This is a genomic window from Fibrobacter sp. UWH4, assembly GCF_900142475.1.
Taxonomy (GTDB): Bacteria; Fibrobacterota; Fibrobacteria; order Fibrobacterales; family Fibrobacteraceae; genus Fibrobacter.
Genome location: NZ_FRAY01000002.1, coordinates 71,982 through 86,049, shown reverse-complemented (window position 1 = coordinate 86,049; position 14,068 = coordinate 71,982). Strand labels below are relative to the sequence as shown.

At 49.8% G+C, this 14,068-nt stretch carries 16 protein-coding genes and 1 tRNA gene; 8 read left to right on the top strand and 9 right to left on the bottom strand.

Annotated elements, in window-relative coordinates; genetic code table 11:
* Window positions 1-5 precede the first annotated feature (5 nt).
* Window positions 6-1,529 carry a type IV pilus secretin PilQ gene (pilQ, locus tag BUA93_RS03190; RefSeq protein WP_254793861.1) on the top strand — a complete coding sequence of 508 codons (1,524 nt, stop codon included), beginning with the start codon at window positions 6-8 and terminating at the stop codon, window positions 1,527-1,529.
* Between the two features lie 110 nt (window positions 1,530-1,639).
* Here pilQ and holA read toward each other — a convergent pair whose 3' ends face one another.
* Together holA and greA are read right to left on the bottom strand one after the other, a co-directional pair.
* Complete coding sequence (holA, locus tag BUA93_RS03185; protein ID WP_072977394.1) at window positions 1,640-2,608, bottom strand: DNA polymerase III subunit delta; 969 nt, start codon at window positions 2,606-2,608, stop codon at window positions 1,640-1,642.
* A 3-nt stretch (window positions 2,609-2,611) separates the two neighbouring features.
* Window positions 2,612-3,076 (bottom strand): transcription elongation factor GreA, encoded by a 465-nt coding sequence (gene greA / locus BUA93_RS03180; RefSeq protein ID WP_072977393.1) that lies wholly within the window; start codon window positions 3,074-3,076, stop codon window positions 2,612-2,614.
* A gap of 99 nt (window positions 3,077-3,175) precedes the next feature.
* Here greA and argJ point away from each other — a divergent pair, with 99 nt between their 5' ends.
* Window positions 3,176-4,393: a bifunctional glutamate N-acetyltransferase/amino-acid acetyltransferase ArgJ gene (gene argJ, locus BUA93_RS03175; RefSeq protein WP_072977391.1), complete on the top strand. Its 1,218-nt coding sequence runs from the start codon at window positions 3,176-3,178 to the stop codon at window positions 4,391-4,393.
* A gap of 198 nt (window positions 4,394-4,591) precedes the next feature.
* On the opposite strand, the gene BUA93_RS03170 is transcribed toward argJ, so the two are convergent.
* Both BUA93_RS03170 and BUA93_RS03165 read right to left on the bottom strand, forming a co-directional pair.
* On the bottom strand, window positions 4,592-5,530 hold the full coding sequence (locus BUA93_RS03170) for an FISUMP domain-containing protein (protein ID WP_072977390.1): 939 nt from the start codon (window positions 5,528-5,530) through the stop codon (window positions 4,592-4,594).
* Window positions 5,531-5,572: 42 nt separating this feature from the next.
* Window positions 5,573-6,685, bottom strand: coding sequence for a glycosyl hydrolase family 8 (locus tag BUA93_RS03165; RefSeq protein WP_072977389.1), 1,113 nt, complete (start codon window positions 6,683-6,685; stop codon window positions 5,573-5,575).
* A 96-nt stretch (window positions 6,686-6,781) separates the two neighbouring features.
* Between BUA93_RS03165 and BUA93_RS03160 the strand changes: the two genes are divergently transcribed.
* The 3 genes from BUA93_RS03160 (at window position 6,782) to BUA93_RS03150 (ending at window position 9,199) form a co-directional block, all read left to right on the top strand.
* On the top strand, window positions 6,782-7,648 hold the full coding sequence (locus tag BUA93_RS03160) for an NAD(P)/FAD-dependent oxidoreductase (RefSeq protein ID WP_072977387.1): 867 nt from the start codon (window positions 6,782-6,784) through the stop codon (window positions 7,646-7,648).
* Between the two features lie 159 nt (window positions 7,649-7,807).
* On the top strand, window positions 7,808-8,569 hold the full coding sequence (locus BUA93_RS03155; protein WP_139257733.1) for a hypothetical protein: 762 nt from the start codon (window positions 7,808-7,810) through the stop codon (window positions 8,567-8,569).
* A 24-nt stretch (window positions 8,570-8,593) separates the two neighbouring features.
* Window positions 8,594-9,199: a fibrobacter succinogenes major paralogous domain-containing protein gene (locus BUA93_RS03150; protein WP_083597103.1), complete on the top strand. Its 606-nt coding sequence runs from the start codon at window positions 8,594-8,596 to the stop codon at window positions 9,197-9,199.
* Here BUA93_RS03150 and BUA93_RS03145 read toward each other — a convergent pair whose 3' ends face one another.
* The 3 genes from BUA93_RS03145 to BUA93_RS03130 form a co-directional block, all read right to left on the bottom strand.
* Window positions 9,200-9,502, bottom strand: coding sequence for a type II toxin-antitoxin system YafQ family toxin (locus BUA93_RS03145; protein ID WP_072977382.1), 303 nt, complete (start codon window positions 9,500-9,502; stop codon window positions 9,200-9,202).
* The gene (locus BUA93_RS03140) at window positions 9,499-9,774 is read right to left on the bottom strand and encodes a type II toxin-antitoxin system RelB/DinJ family antitoxin (RefSeq protein ID WP_072977381.1); all 276 of its coding nucleotides are present in this window, start codon (window positions 9,772-9,774) and stop codon (window positions 9,499-9,501) included. Before BUA93_RS03140 ends, BUA93_RS03145 begins: the two co-directional genes overlap by 4 nt.
* 586 nt (window positions 9,775-10,360) lie before the next feature.
* The gene (locus BUA93_RS03130; RefSeq protein ID WP_072977378.1) at window positions 10,361-11,422 is read right to left on the bottom strand and encodes an FISUMP domain-containing protein; all 1,062 of its coding nucleotides are present in this window, start codon (window positions 11,420-11,422) and stop codon (window positions 10,361-10,363) included.
* 410 nt (window positions 11,423-11,832) lie between these two features.
* Between BUA93_RS03130 and BUA93_RS03120 the strand changes: the two genes are divergently transcribed.
* The 3 genes from BUA93_RS03120 (at window position 11,833) to BUA93_RS03110 (ending at window position 12,870) form a co-directional block, all read left to right on the top strand.
* Window positions 11,833-12,144: a helix-turn-helix domain-containing protein gene (locus BUA93_RS03120; protein WP_072977374.1), complete on the top strand. Its 312-nt coding sequence runs from the start codon at window positions 11,833-11,835 to the stop codon at window positions 12,142-12,144.
* Window positions 12,145-12,282: 138 nt separating this feature from the next.
* Window positions 12,283-12,564 (top strand): type II toxin-antitoxin system RelE/ParE family toxin, encoded by a 282-nt coding sequence (locus tag BUA93_RS03115; RefSeq protein WP_072977373.1) that lies wholly within the window; start codon window positions 12,283-12,285, stop codon window positions 12,562-12,564.
* A 9-nt stretch (window positions 12,565-12,573) separates the two neighbouring features.
* Window positions 12,574-12,870, top strand: a complete 297-nt coding sequence (locus tag BUA93_RS03110; protein ID WP_072977371.1) for a HigA family addiction module antitoxin — start codon at window positions 12,574-12,576, stop codon at window positions 12,868-12,870.
* Window positions 12,871-13,303: 433 nt separating this feature from the next.
* On the opposite strand, the gene BUA93_RS03105 is transcribed toward BUA93_RS03110, so the two are convergent.
* Together BUA93_RS03105 and BUA93_RS03100 are read right to left on the bottom strand one after the other, a co-directional pair.
* Window positions 13,304-13,377 (bottom strand) — tRNA-Pro (locus BUA93_RS03105).
* 80 nt (window positions 13,378-13,457) lie between these two features.
* The gene (locus BUA93_RS03100) at window positions 13,458-13,928 is read right to left on the bottom strand and encodes a Smr/MutS family protein (protein ID WP_072977370.1); all 471 of its coding nucleotides are present in this window, start codon (window positions 13,926-13,928) and stop codon (window positions 13,458-13,460) included.
* Window positions 13,929-14,068: the final 140 nt, after the last annotated feature.

Here is a 14,068-nt window from a genome sequence, read left to right as displayed (position 1 = left end):
AAAATATGACTAAAATACTGACTGTTCTTCTCTTGGCGGTAGGTATATCTATCGCTGCTCCCGCCGAAGGTTCGGTGAAAGCCCCTAATACGAAACTGTATGATTTCAGTTTTGTCGACATGAGTTTCGACGCCGTGTTCAACTCGGTTTCCAAGGTGGCCCAGATCGATATTATCCTTGCTCCCGAAGTCAAGGGCAAGACGAGCCTGAATATCACCAAGAAGACCTGGCAGGAAGCCTTGGACATCGTTTGCGGTATGAACGATTTGACCTGGGTTGTCGAAGACAAGTATATTATGATCCAGAGGTCTAGCACCTACCAGGCAAAACAGAAGAAAATTGCGGATGAAGAAGCCCAGGCCGAGCAGAATGCTCCGCTCGTGCGTAAGAATTTCCCCATCCGTCATGCGAAGGCCGAAGAACTGGTGAAAGTCCTCGAAAGCATGAAGTCGAACCGCGGCCGCATTACCACGGTCGAAAGAACGAATTCCATTATCGTTTACGATACCGACGGAAAGATCGAACAGATGGAAAAGGCTCTGACGGAACTCGATGTGGAAACTTTGCAGATTATGATTACGGCTAAGCTCGTGGTCGTGAGTAGCGAAAAGTCCCGTGAACTTGGCGTAGACTGGGCCCTGCGTTCCGGATCTACGGCTCTTTCTCCGGGAACCATTTCCGATGCAAACGGTCTTAGCGGTGGTGGGGTAGGTACGACCCGTACAAGCATGGGCGCCCATTCGTTGCCTTCTCGTAGCTTGAATGCAGTGGGTGCTACGGCTGACAATCCGGCTCCGACCGCCATTACGGCAAGCCTTCTGGATAACAACCTCCAGATTGCGATTGCAAATATCATGAGTGATGCTGAAACGGAAGTGCTTGCTTCTCCGCAGGTCTCGACGCTCGACAATACCGAAGCCAAGGTCTACATGGGCGATAAGATTTCTATCCGCGTGATTGACGATAGCGGTGAATCTTCGACGCAGCTGGTGGAAGCGGGTATCAAGCTGACCGTGACTCCGCACGTGTCCGGCGACAACCGCATCTTGCTGGATCTGCATCCGCAAAACGACTCCTATGGTTACGATACGCAGGGACAGGTGGTTATCAGTACGCAGGAAGCTCAGACCAAGGTGGTCGTGGCAGATGGTGAAACAGTCGTGATCGGTGGTCTTACCCGTAACGAAAACACCCAGAGCGAAACAGGCGTGCCCTTCCTCAAGGATATTCCGCTGCTCGGTAACCTCTTCAAGTATACGAGAAACAAGGTTGAAAAGCGTGACCTGATCATCTTCGTGACTCCGCGCATCATCCGCAACTACATTGGTGATGTGGAACTTTCTGAACCTTCCATGGCTACTCCGGAAGTGGTTGAAAAGGAACCTCCTGCAACGGGCAAGCTTCCTTCTGATCAGAGCGCTCCTGCCGCAAAGCCCGCTCCGCAGGCCGCCCCGGCTGCAAAGCCCGCTCCGGCCAAGGCTCCGGCTGCACCGGAACCCGCTGCTGAAGAAGTGGAAGACTGGAACTAGTTTGATTGATAGAGCTTAGGTCTTAGTAGAAAACCTCGAACATAAAGTTCGAGGTTTTTTGATTTGCTAAAGGTTTCTAAGTTCTACTAACTACGTTCTACCAACTAAGTCTATCTCACCACGAGGGCGGCAAGGGCGAGTTCCTGACTTGTGACGGTCCAACTGGAACTCTTGAATTCATAGTTGAGGTCTGCAAGACGGCGAATGACGCGGCAAAGGAGCGGCTTGCCCCAACGGCGGCAACATTCGGGGGCATTGCCCTGCTTGCAGAAAAGGAAGTAGTTTTTGCCCAGAGCCTTGGCTGCTTCTTCGGCGCCCATCTTCGGTGAAAGCATCATAAAGTTGAGCAGGTCAACTGCATGGCTGTAAAGGGCGTTCACGATCGCAATGGCGTCAGTGTTCTTGTTGCCGTAGAGGATTTCGTGGAGCTTGTGCACATAACCGACGGAATCGCGCATCCCGAAGAAATTCAGAATCTCGTAAGGCGGAATTTCGCGACGGGGCGTGATCATCGTCTTGACGAGGTCGTAGGAGATGTTTGGACTGTCAGGGGCGTAGATGAGCGCTTTCTCGACTTCTTCACAGACGAGCTTGGTGTCGGTGCCGAGGGCGTCGGCCAGGTACTGGCTGGCGGCCGGTTCAATCGGTTTTCCGAAGAACTTGGGGATAGTCGCTGAAATCCATTCCTGCATCTTGTACTGCCGAGGTTCTTCGTACTTGGCGACCGTACCCACCTTCTGGAGAACCTTGTAGAGTTCGGAGGTGGCCTTGAGTTCGTCAAAATCCAGCAAAAGTTTGCAGTCTGGGGCGTTTTTCAGCCAACTGGCGAGTGCCTTGGTGTCGTCCGCTTTCATTTCGTTCGCTTTTCGGACGACCACAGCCTGTTCCGGAGCGAACATCGAGACCGTTCCGCAGCTTTCCATGATGAGGTTCGCTACGGAGGGAATGTTGATATCGGTAGCATACACGACCTGTTTGGCAAACGGGTCGTTGACGTTGTCTCCAAGGGCTTCGGACAGGAACCTGTCGATGTGCTTGTCCTTGGAGAACTGGTCCTTACCGATAAGGGCGACAATCATAGATTACTTGAAGTCGATGATTTCGAAGCGGTTCTTGCCCTTGGGGGTCACGACTTCGACGATTTCACCCTTCTTTTTACCCATGAATGCGGAGCCCATGGGGCTCTTGAAGCTGATTTTGCCGTTCATCGGGTCGACGCCTTCGGGGCTCACCAACTGGTAGACCACTTCTTTCTTGGTCGCGAGGTTCTTGGCAGTGACGGTGGCGCCAAAGCGGACGGTGTCGGAGTTTGCGTCGAATTCAACGATAATCGCGTTGGAAATCTGGTCTTCAAGTTTGGGAATTTCCAGATCGATATGAGCCAGCATTTCCTTGGCGGCATGGTATTCGGCGTTTTCGCTCAGGTCGCCTTGTTTGCGGGCTTCTTCCATTTCATCGACAACGCGGGGACGTTCGACCTTTTTGAGGAAGGTGTAACGTTCAACCAGCTTGTCGTAAGTTTCTTTAGTACAGGGTGTTTTTGCCATGACCTTAAATTAGAATTTTTTTGCGGGGCAGATGTGGGGGGTGTTCAACATTGTTGCATTTTTCTATAATTTATGAGGTAGAAAACAATAGGAGATTCTATGTACACTGTATTGGAAAAAGGCGGCGTCTGTTCCCCGAAGGGGTTCACCGCGTCTGGAATTTGTGCCGGTATCAAGGCCAGCGGTAACGCCGACATGGCGCTTTTGAAGAGTGAAAAGGCTGCACGCTGCTTTGCCGTGTTTACAACGAACAAGGTGAAGGCCGCTCCGGTGCTCTATGACAAGGCTGCCCTTGAACATGCCCATTTTGCCTCTGCCGTAGTGGTAAACAGCGGTAACGCAAACGCTTGTACCGGTGAACAGGGTCTCCGCGATGCAGAACGCATGGCAGCCCTTACTGAAGAAGCCTTGAAACTTACTCCGAAGAGTGTGCTCGTTTGCAGCACCGGCGTGATTGGCCACCTGATGCCGATGGACAAGATTGAAGCCGGTATTCCGAAGCTTGTGGAAAAGCTGCACGCCGATGCTTCCGAAGAATTTGGTCGTGCAATCCTCACGACTGACCTTGCGCTTAAGAGCCATGCCGTTGAAATCCAGACTGAAAAGGGTGTGGTGACGATTGGTGGCGCCTGCAAGGGCTCGGGCATGATTCATCCGAATATGGCGACGATGCTTGCCTTTATTACCACGGACTTGGCTCTCCCGATTGATTTCTTTGCCGAATTCCGCGCCGATATCGCGGATTCCTTCAATGCGATTACGGTCGATGGCGACACCAGCACGAACGACACCTGCATTCTCCTTGCAAACGGCATGAGCGGCGTCAAGTACGAAGACCTGACGCTTACTGAACAGGGTGAATTCCGTGCCGCTCTGATGCTTGTGATGAAGGAACTCGCCAAGGATATCGTTCGCGACGGTGAAGGTGCGACCAAGCTGATTGAACTCTGCATCGAAAAGGCCGAAAGCCACGAAGAGGCTTTGCGCATGGCCCGCTTCATTGGTACGTCTAACTTGGCCAAGTGCGCTATGTTCGGCGAAGACCCGAACTGGGGCCGCATCTTGAGCAGTGCAGGCAGCAGCGGCTGCAACATGGTCGCCGAACATACGGACCTTTTCTTCGGCGATGTGCAGGTGCTGTCTAACGGCCGCCCGGTGCAGCTCGACGAAGAACAGATGAAGGCTCTGCATGCGGTAGTCCGCCAGCGTGAATACAAAGTAACGCTCGTTCTTAACATCGGGCACGCTAGTGCGAGCGCATTCACTTGCGACTTGAGCTACGACTACGTGAAGATTAACGCTGAATACACCACGTAATTGGTTACAAAGTAATCTGAAAAAAGAATTGTCATTCTAAGCCCCAAAGGGGCGAGGAATCCAGTGATTGAAAAACTCCTCGGTTTTGCCGAGGAGTTTTGCTTTATAAAAGATGTCTGATTCCGTAGACAGATTATTTTGCTTGAAAAGCTTCTTTGGATCCCCTCCCTCGTTACACTCGGTCGAGGATGACTGCCGTTAGTCTTTTAGGCAGCGCAGGCTGGCGCCGTGTTCGGGATTGAACTTCTCGAACTTGGCGATGTCCTTGTCGTGGAAGAATACGAGGACTTCACCTTCGGCGGTCCAGAAGTAAGCCTTTTGTCCTGCTCCTTCGAGCTTGCGTTCCTTGAGGGGAACGTCACTGTTGGCGAAGTGTCCACCGCCGGCCTTGGCGCCGAATCCGAGCTCATCCTTGCCGTTGCCGTAGTTGTTGGTACCCTTGATGGGATCCCAGCCGTAACCGGCCTTGAGGACGATCCCGACGGGCTTGCTGGTGCCGGCATAGGTGAGTAGCACTTCCCATTCTTCCTTGGAGGGCATGTGGAATCCATCGAGGCAGGCTTTCTTGGCGTTTTCAAAATTGTAGAGGCGTCCCCAGTGGTTGCACTGGGCGCAGAGCGAACCCGACGCGGTCGCGTAGTTCATGTTTTCGGCTGTCCAGAGCTGCGTGCCAATACGAATCCATTCGTAGGCGTAGCCGTCGCGCGGGTCCTTGTAGCTTCCGCTAGTAGCAGGTTCGCCGTTTTCGTCGAAGTATTCGCCGAATTCGATTTGCTTGTTCTGCTTGTATTGAGCTTTAGAGGCGATTTTGCCGTTCTTGTGGTAGCGGGTGACGAGTCCATCGATGTATCCGTCGGCGTAGTTGTATTCCGCTTCGACAGTTCCGTCTTCGTAGTATTCCTTGACTACACCTTCGCGACGGTCGTTCACGTAGTTGGCTTCGCGCTTGAGGTTGCCGTTTTCGTAGAATTCCTTTTCGGGGCCTTCCTTCTTGTCCTTGACGTAGGTGGACTGGATTCGAATTTTTCCGCTCGGGTATTCCTCGGTGCGAACATCTTCGCAGGCGGCGAAGAACAAAGCGGTTGCTAGACTCCCCGCGACAATTGCGGGATGTATGAAATTGCTTAATTTGTTCATCTTCTATTCCTTTTTTTGTCCCAAAACTCCAACCGATGATTGTTAAAAACGAATCTTTCCAGCCGTAGCCAAAAGGCCGATTAAGTAGAGCATGCCGTCGTAGTAGCGCCAGAATCGGTAAGGGACGGAAAGCGCTGCGAGATCTTTCACGAACGGCTTGATAAGCGGGTCCCCTTCGGGAAGAACTTGCGTGGCCGCTGCGTTCATGGCGATGACTCCCGGCGTTGCGTTGCGGCCTTGGCGTGGAAAGTCGCTTCCGTCAATGGCGTAGTCGGCAAGGTACGGACGACGGCTTTCAAAGAAGAATAGCAGGCGTTCGCAGATATTCTTTTCGCACTCGTGACCGTGGAACAGCGCGTAGTCCAGACTCAGGTTCATGGCTACACGCCATGCGTCGCCGCTGAAGCATCCGCTTTCGGGATACCAGGGGGTGGGGCGCGGGGTTCCGTCGTATTCGGAGTATTCGCTGCAAAGCCCTGTTACGGGGTGCGCTGCTTTTTGCAGGTATTCGAGGCTCTTGTCTGCTGTCGTTAGCCACCGTTCGTCGCCGGTGGCTTCGGCAAAGGCTCGGTAGAAGGCAATCGTGTTGTAGCTCGGGTCGGTAAAATCGTTGCCGAGAACTGGGGAGAATTTGACAAGGTTGTTTTCGGGGTCTATGATCGGACCGACAATGCCGTTGTTCGGCTTGTTGCGTAGCCAGTTGATAAGGCCGATAGCTTCGTCCTTGAGGTCCGGTCGATTAAACTTTTCGGCGGCAATCAGGAGTGCCATGGCGAAGTATTCCTCGCCGTCGGGGGCTGCACCTGGGTCCATCTTGCTAAAGTCGGTCGTGGAAACTTGCCAGGCAAAGTAGCCTACGTGCGGACCGTCATCGTTACGGAGGTAACGCTTTGAGAAGTTCCATAACTTGTCGAACTGGCGCTCGTGGCCCGTGAGGGCAGTGATATACATTCCATAGCTCATGCCTTCGGAGCGGATGTCGTCATGGCCGATATCGATGATATAGCTCATGTCCTCAGATGCGTCGAAGCAAACCCGTTCGTTGATAGGATCGCCTTCGAAGAGCTTGCTATAGGCGTTTTGTATAAGTTGAGCTGCAAAACTGGGGCCGTAGCCGGCCTCGACGAACATATCGCGCGGTGTATATCTCTGCATGGTGTTCCTTCTTTCGAATCTCCCAATACAACCTTGTTTAAAATAAATAATTTGTATCTTGATAAGAGAATGAACTCAAAAAACAGAGAGGTATTTATGTCCGACATGTTAATTCTTGGTTACGGACCGGCGGGGATTTCTGCCGCACTCTATGGACTCCGCGCTGGACTCAATGTGCAGCTGGTCGGAAAGGATGGTGGTGCGCTTGCCAAGGCGCACATGATCCAGAATTATTATGGCCTGGAAAAGCCGCTTACGGGCGAAGCCCTGATGAACGTCGGCAAGAAACAGGCTCTGGACCTTGGCGCAAAGATTGCCGATGACGAAGTGACGGATCTGATATTTGACGGCACGGAATTTGTGGCGAAAGGCATTGCGGGTGAATATCGTGGAAAGGCCTGCATTATGGCGACGGGCTCGGCCCGTAACAAGCATCCGATTGCGGGAATGGCCGAACTCGAAGGTCATGGCGTGAGCTACTGTGCCGTCTGTGACGCTTTCTTCTACCGTAAAAAGAACGTGGCCGTTCTTGGAAGTGGCGAATATGCCCTTCACGAGGCGCAGGAACTCCTGCAGGTCGTGAACTCGGTGACGCTCTTGACGAACGGGGCGGAACTAACTGCAGCTTTCCCTGAAAATGTGAGGATCGAAAAACGCCATTTGCAGTCGCTGGTGGGTGAAGGCCAATTCAGCGGCGTTCATTACGAAGACGGTACCGAAGAAAATTTTGACGGACTTTTCGTGGCGCTCGGAAGTGCAAGCGCGACAGACCTCGCCAAAAAGGCTGGTGCCGGATTTGACGGTGGAATGCTCGTGCTCGACAAGGATTTCCAGACGACCGTTCCCGGATTGTTTGCCGCGGGGGATTGTACCGGTGGAACTCTCCAGGTCGCCGTAGCCGTGGGCGAAGGTGCAAAGGCGGGACTTGCTGCGATTAAGTACTTGCGCGAACATAGGAAGTAAGGCTTCGGTTGAATAACTGGGCCTAGCCTGCTTCAGTCGTTTTTCCCTATGCGGCGAATAACACTCCTTACAAACCCAGATTTGTGCAACTTGCATTGCCCACTGTGTTTTTTGAATCAGTGCGGTGTCACGGGACGCTTTGGTGAAATGCCTATAAAGGTGGCTAGAGCGGCTATTGAAAGGTATGCGTCGGAATGCGATGAATATGGAAATCGGCTGTTGCGCGAAGTGATTCCCTCGACGATGGGGGAACCTTTACTTTATTCGAAATTCAACGAGTTGTTGCAGGTATGTGAGGCGAAATCACTGAAGTTGAACCTGACGACAAACGGGTCGTTTCCTGGTCCGTGGGGGAGCGACAGCGGCATGGAAAGGCTTCTGGGATCCTGCTCGGATATCAAGATCAGTACGCTTTCTTACGAAACGGGTGGACTTCCCTATTCGCTTTGGAGCGAAAACGTTGAGCGTCTGATGCAGTGCCGCAATCGGGCTGAAAATGTTACTGGAAACGGTTTGTCGAAAGTGTCGTTGCAGGTGACGTTGCATGGGCAAAATGCCGCGAACGAAATGGCAACGGTTGAATGGGCTAAAGGAATTGTACGTTTTGCCGAGAATTTGGGAATTGACCGCATCAAGTGGAATCGTGTCGTATTCTTGGAGAAAAATTCTCCTTCGTTACGAGAAAGGTTCGGAGTGGATAATCGCCTGTTTGAAATGCTTCGGCAGGAAATGCAGTCCGGAGCGCTACGGTCGTCAAAAGTGAAATACGGGGGCAGCTTGTTTTTTGAGCAGGACGCAGGCCTTTGTTCCGTCGGGGGCAAATGCGATGCTTGCCCTTTCGAAAATGAAGTGTGGGTGTGGCCCGACGGTCATGAGGATCATTGCCCGAATCCAGAACGCCGGTGGGGCAATTCGCTTTAGCGGCATAATCTGTAAAGGATTAATATGAAAAAATGGTTTATTCTGTTTGCTAGTTTGTTTGTTGTCTGCGGCTCTGCGTTTGCGGCGTCTAAATCCAAAAAGAAAAATGAGTTCAAGGATCCGCGCGACAAGCAGACGTACCGCACGGTCAAAATTGCCGGCCTCGAATGGCTGGGCGACAACCTGAATTACAAAACCGAGGGCAGTTTCTGCTACAAAGACGATGACGACCAGTGCATGGTCTACGGCAGGCTCTACACTTGGGACGCGGCCAAAAAAGCATGCCCCGCCGGGTTCCGCTTGCCCACGCACGCCGACTTCGAAAGCCTCTGGACTGCGGCGGGCGCCGACTTTAACGCGGGTTACTTAATCAAGGCCGATTACGGCTGGTCGGGCGACACCAACGGCAACGACACTCTCAAGTTTTCGGCCATGCCTGCCGGCAACCGTTTCGACGACGAAACCTACGGCAACACCGCCAAGTTCGCCTTCTTCTGGAGTAGCGACGACTCCTCCGAAGGCGTTGCTCCCGGCTCTGCCCGCGTGTGGTACCTCACCAGTAAATCCATGGCGTTTGGCTACATGTCCAAACCTAAGAACTTCGGATTCTCGGTCAGGTGCGTGCGGTAATTATTTCCCGAATAAATCGGCGTGAGAGCCGGTGTCTACAAGTTCTAGAATAAGAATGTTTTCTTCGATTTTGTAGATTAACAAAAGATCGGGAAGAATGTGGCATTCCCTATGGCCGTTCCATTTTCCGACTAAAGCATGGTCCTTAAATCGAGCTTCAAGAGTTTCTCCTTTTTGCAGGGAGTTAACGACGCCTTCAATCTTGCTGACGTGTTCAATGTTTCTTTTGGCAATTTGTTTAAGGTGCTTTTTGAAGCGGCTTGTAATCCGTAAATTATACTTGAATCCGTCTTTAGAACTCATTTTTTTATGTCCAGTTCCTCAAGCAGTTCATCGAACGAAGCGTAAGTTTTTGCATTAGGATCGTGGGCGAGTTCTTCGCCTTCCTTGATGGCTTCGAGGAGTTCTTTGGACGGAGGTCTTGTAACGGCAAAAGGCAGGCCGTGGTGCAGAATGGCTTGTTTCAGGAAAACCGTAAACGCTTGGGAGAGTGTCAAACCCAAGTCGTTGAATAGTTCGGTTGCCTGAGCCTTGAGCTCTTTGTCGATTCGTATGTTTGTTACCACGGTACTCATACCTCTAAATATACAACAATTGGTTGCGTTTGTAAAGTGTCTGTAGTGCAAATGTTGTAAAGTGGGCGGTCTTGTCATTTTTCGCAATTTCCTTAATTCTTGCCCAAAGATAAAACAAGAAATGGCTGGTGCGTGCAATCTATTGATTGCAAAATTGCGATTATTTTTAGGAGGGGGGGGAGGCATCCCCCTGCTTGCAGCCTTGCCTTGTTGTCACCCTGGAGCCTGTCATTCTGGAGTGAAGCGATAGAATCCAAGGCAAGTCTTCCAGCACCCCCTCTGCGGGCGCTCGCCGCCCCGCAACGCCCCGGCTTCTCTTCTCCATCCCTGAAAAAACAGCGCTCCGGCTCAGCCTGCTCCGCGCGCGGACACATTACGGCCTTCGGCCTTTACTGTTCGCTTAGCGGCCAGGCATTCGCCGTCGCTTTAGTGCAGGCGCGGTTCAAGAGACTCGATCTTGTAATTTTTGCGATTGTTTTTCTTAGACATCTTTTAGTTCTTCTTGGACATATATAACTCCCATAGGGCTTTTCCCCAAAGCCCTTATTTTTTTTGTTAAACTTTTTGGTAGATGATTATTAAAGGATTAGTAATCCTTTACACAGCGAACACTATAGAGAATATGCTTCCCTAAATGATCATTATCCCCGAACCAAACATATTTATCTGTAATGGTAACCGCATAAGTTCCAATAGCACTAGACTCATTAGGGAGCAAGAAATACGCTTGCATCCAACTAAGTTCATACGCTCTCATTTTGAAAAGAACCGACATTCCAGAGGAATTTACATACCGTTCATTCAACTTCCAGTTTGCCTTTGAAACCAGATCTTGTCCCGCAGTTGATGCAAAATTTTTCCATTCATAACCATTCATGATATGCCAACCTTCTGGACATATTCCCTGATGTATACGGGTATCGCCACCTACAGTATCTTTCCAAAGAACAGAATCGTATTTGGCAGGCAAGCCCATTGCCTCACTCCAAGCATATTGCCCCCCCCAGCCATTATTACAAAACCATTCATCATTTAAATCACAATACTTTTCAACCTTGTTGTCATCACGCACAAGTACGCTAGTATCTATCATCGCCCCATAATTCAAATTTTGCGCAAAGACCTCTATTGTTTTATCAGAGCCATTACGGTCTATTAAGATTGTCGTCCGATACACTTGATGATCACGAGGATCTTCAAACTCGCTATAGATGGGACTATACTCCGTAGCAAAGAGACTGTCCATATTGGGGTAGACCTTGGGTAAATCAACATAGACAATTGTATCTACAACCCAGTCGTTATTTTCACAACGATAATATTTTATTCCCCAATCCTTTACAACCGTATCCCGATCACCTTCGTTACAAAAAAGATACTCAGAACTACTCGACTCAACTACAGACGAACTACTATTCTTGCCACTTACAGAGCTAGAAGATTTCTCTTCAATCGAGGAAGAAGACTTATCCTTGCCGGAACTCTTTTGAGAAGACGAGGATTGGAGATCCCCGCTCGAGGCGGGGATAACTGAAGACGAAGAATCGTCGCCCGGTTCCGGCGAAACAGAAGAAGAGGATTCATCTCCGCATGCGACAAGCATGGTCAGGAGTACAGATAGGGCAAGAACGCTTTTAAAAATCTTCACAGAAGACCTCCAGTTGTAAAATCCCACCAAACTTTCATTTTGGGGCAAATATAAATAATCAAATTTATGCTTGCCGCAATTCGCGACCGATTATATGGATTTCGGTGCAATTTTTTTTCGTTTTGTAAAAAGAAATAAATTTTTTCGAATAATTGGTATTCAAACGCCTCAAAAGAGCGTGTATAGTAATAGGGGGTATAAAAATTCACCTTAGCCCTTGACTTTATGTCAAATCTGATATATATTTTATGAGTCCGAGTCATAAACCATTGGTTTGGCTGCATGAACAGCCGCAGACACCACCGTTATCTCAAAAAGCGAGGGTTGAAACGAAAACGAGCAAAACGCCTGATGAAATTCTTGAGTTGTGTCGTCAACGATTGAAAACTTATGATGCGGAGGATTAGTTTATGGATAAGTTGAAAAAAGAAAGATTGCAGAAAAAGGGGTGGAAAGTCGGGGATGTTGACGATTTTTTGGGGTTGAGTCCCGCTGAAATGGCGATTGTTGAAATGAAGGTCGCTTTGGCTAAGGCGTTGGTTGCCAAGCGGAAGTCTCTTGGTGAAACTCAAGTCTCTGCCGCAATTATCGCGAAAACGAGCCAGTCTCGTTACGCCAAAGTGGAACATGCGGACTCCAGCGTTTCCCTTGAACTGATGATCAAGATGTTCTTCGCGTTAGGTGCAACCAAGAAAGAATTGCTGAAGACGCTGTCGGCTTAGCGTTTGACTTCCTGTCAAAAGAAATAAATTTTCAAAAAATTGGTATTCAAACGCCTCAAAAGAGCGTGTATAGTAATAGGGACGTGCTGTAAATACGTTCTACCTACTTGACATATACACGCTGAATAGGTATATTAAATGATACAAAGTTTTGCAGACAGAGAAACAGAACTCGTCTATAATCAGGAGATTTCAAAACGGTTGCCAAATACAATCCAAAAGGTGGCCCTAAGAAAACTCATGATGATAGACATTGCCAAAAATTTGAACGATTTGCGGATTCCTCCGAACAATCGTTTAGAGGCTTTGCATGGAGACCGAGAAGGACAATTCTCCATTCGCATAAACGATCAATGGCGCATTTGTTTTTCTATGAACGAAGGAAACTTTTATAACGTTGAGATTGTTGACTACCACTAGGAGCAAACCATGAGCAAACATATTGAAACGCCTACTATCGGAGAAATTCTGAACGAAGAGTTTTTTACGCCTATGGGTTTGTCTGCCTACAAGGTCGCCCAGGCAATCAATGTTCCGGTTTCAAGAATCCAGGACATTCTTCATGATCGCAGACGAATTACGGTTGACACGTCTTTGAGGCTTGCAAAATTCTTTGGCGTTTCTGACGATTACTTCATCTCTTTGCAAGATGATATTGACATTCGTAATCTTAAAATTGAAATTGCCGAGGAATTGAACAAAATTAAGACTTTTGTGCCGGTATAGCGAGATTGACGAAACGGAATAGCGAGAGTGACGCCTGTTGAAGCGAGATTAGACAAAATGCTCATTTCATTTCGCATTTAGTCAAGCCTTTATTGAATGAAGCGAGATTAGACAAAGCCTTCACTTCGTTTCAGGCTTTGCCCTCCGGGTTTTGGCTTCGCCAAAATCTCTAAATCACGCAAAATTCGCTTCGCTCATGGCGTGATTTGGTGACGCCTTCGACGTATCGGAATAGCGAGATTGCCGAAACGGTCTTGTTATTCCCGTTTCGCCCTTCGGGCTTGCCTGCAACTTTGTTGCAGGTCAAGGCTTCCGCTCTGCGTTTCACTTCGTTCACTTAGAGCGTAATCGAACTCACTTCGTGAGTTCTCATCTCGCGCTAGTTGCAATAAAAAAACGAAAGGACACCCAAATGGTGTCCTTTTCGTTTTTATCGGAATAGCGAGATTCGAACTCACGACCTCTTGCTCCCGAAGCAAGCGCTCTACCAGGCTGAGCTATATTCCGGTTCGGTGGTCCAATAATAGAAAAAAACTTGAAGAATTTAAAGGGGATAGGCACAAAAAAGTGAAAAAAGGTTTCTTTTTTTACTTTTTCAGGTGCTTTTGGGGGCGTTTGGCGGGGGCGGGGAGCGGTTTTCCGAGGATCATGATGCTCGAACCAGCGTTGTCGGGCTCGACTTTGTACAGCTGGATGCGGTTGCTCCATTCGGAACGTACCTTGCGGTCGATGATTCGCTTCACGTTGCCGTAACTGGGGTTTCCGCCGCCGTGGATGACCCTGAGAATCTTGAGGCCTGCAATCATCAGGTCATCGATGCGCCGTTCGACGGCTTCGGCCGCCTCGTCCGAGGTCATGCCGTGCAGGTCGATTTCGTCTTCGGGCACGGGGAGTTCCCAGGCGGCCGGGTTACGGCGCATCTTGCGCCCGCGCGGGGACCGCGCGGGGCGTGCGGCGGCTTGCTCTTCGGCGTCCTTCCGCGCCTGCTCGTCCTTGTCTTCCATGTGGTGGTTTTTGATCCACTCGAGTTGAAATTCTTCTTCTTGATTTAAAGACATGGACTACTCCGGCTGCAAGTGCGTTTAACCTGTCCCTTTGATGGGTTTGCGTTCCTATAAAATAGCTTTTTTTGCAGCTGGACATATAAATGTGGCTGAAATTCACTTTTTTTATGTCCAACCTTGAAAAATGAGTGCAT

Bases quoted from the DNA above. Each gene is read 5' to 3' on its own strand.
- holA (WP_072977394.1), bottom strand. From the start codon at position 2,608: ATGATTGTCGCCCTTATCGGTAAGGACCAGTTCTCCAAGGACAAGCAC.
- BUA93_RS03110 (WP_072977371.1), top strand. From the start codon at position 12,574: ATGAGCAAACATATTGAAACGCCTACTATCGGAGAAATTCTGAACGAA.
- BUA93_RS03120 (WP_072977374.1), top strand. From the start codon at position 11,833: ATGGATAAGTTGAAAAAAGAAAGATTGCAGAAAAAGGGGTGGAAAGTC.
- BUA93_RS03165 (WP_072977389.1), bottom strand. From the start codon at position 6,685: ATGCAGAGATATACACCGCGCGATATGTTCGTCGAGGCCGGCTACGGC.
- argJ (WP_072977391.1), top strand. From the start codon at position 3,176: ATGTACACTGTATTGGAAAAAGGCGGCGTCTGTTCCCCGAAGGGGTTC.
- BUA93_RS03100 (WP_072977370.1), bottom strand. From the start codon at position 13,928: ATGTCTTTAAATCAAGAAGAAGAATTTCAACTCGAGTGGATCAAAAAC.
- BUA93_RS03150 (WP_083597103.1), top strand. From the start codon at position 8,594: ATGAAAAAATGGTTTATTCTGTTTGCTAGTTTGTTTGTTGTCTGCGGC.
- pilQ (WP_254793861.1), top strand. From the start codon at position 6: ATGACTAAAATACTGACTGTTCTTCTCTTGGCGGTAGGTATATCTATC.
- BUA93_RS03145 (WP_072977382.1), bottom strand. From the start codon at position 9,502: ATGAGTTCTAAAGACGGATTCAAGTATAATTTACGGATTACAAGCCGC.
- BUA93_RS03160 (WP_072977387.1), top strand. From the start codon at position 6,782: ATGTCCGACATGTTAATTCTTGGTTACGGACCGGCGGGGATTTCTGCC.
- greA (WP_072977393.1), bottom strand. From the start codon at position 3,076: ATGGCAAAAACACCCTGTACTAAAGAAACTTACGACAAGCTGGTTGAA.
- BUA93_RS03115 (WP_072977373.1), top strand. From the start codon at position 12,283: ATGATACAAAGTTTTGCAGACAGAGAAACAGAACTCGTCTATAATCAG.
- BUA93_RS03170 (WP_072977390.1), bottom strand. From the start codon at position 5,530: ATGAACAAATTAAGCAATTTCATACATCCCGCAATTGTCGCGGGGAGT.
- BUA93_RS03140 (WP_072977381.1), bottom strand. From the start codon at position 9,774: ATGAGTACCGTGGTAACAAACATACGAATCGACAAAGAGCTCAAGGCT.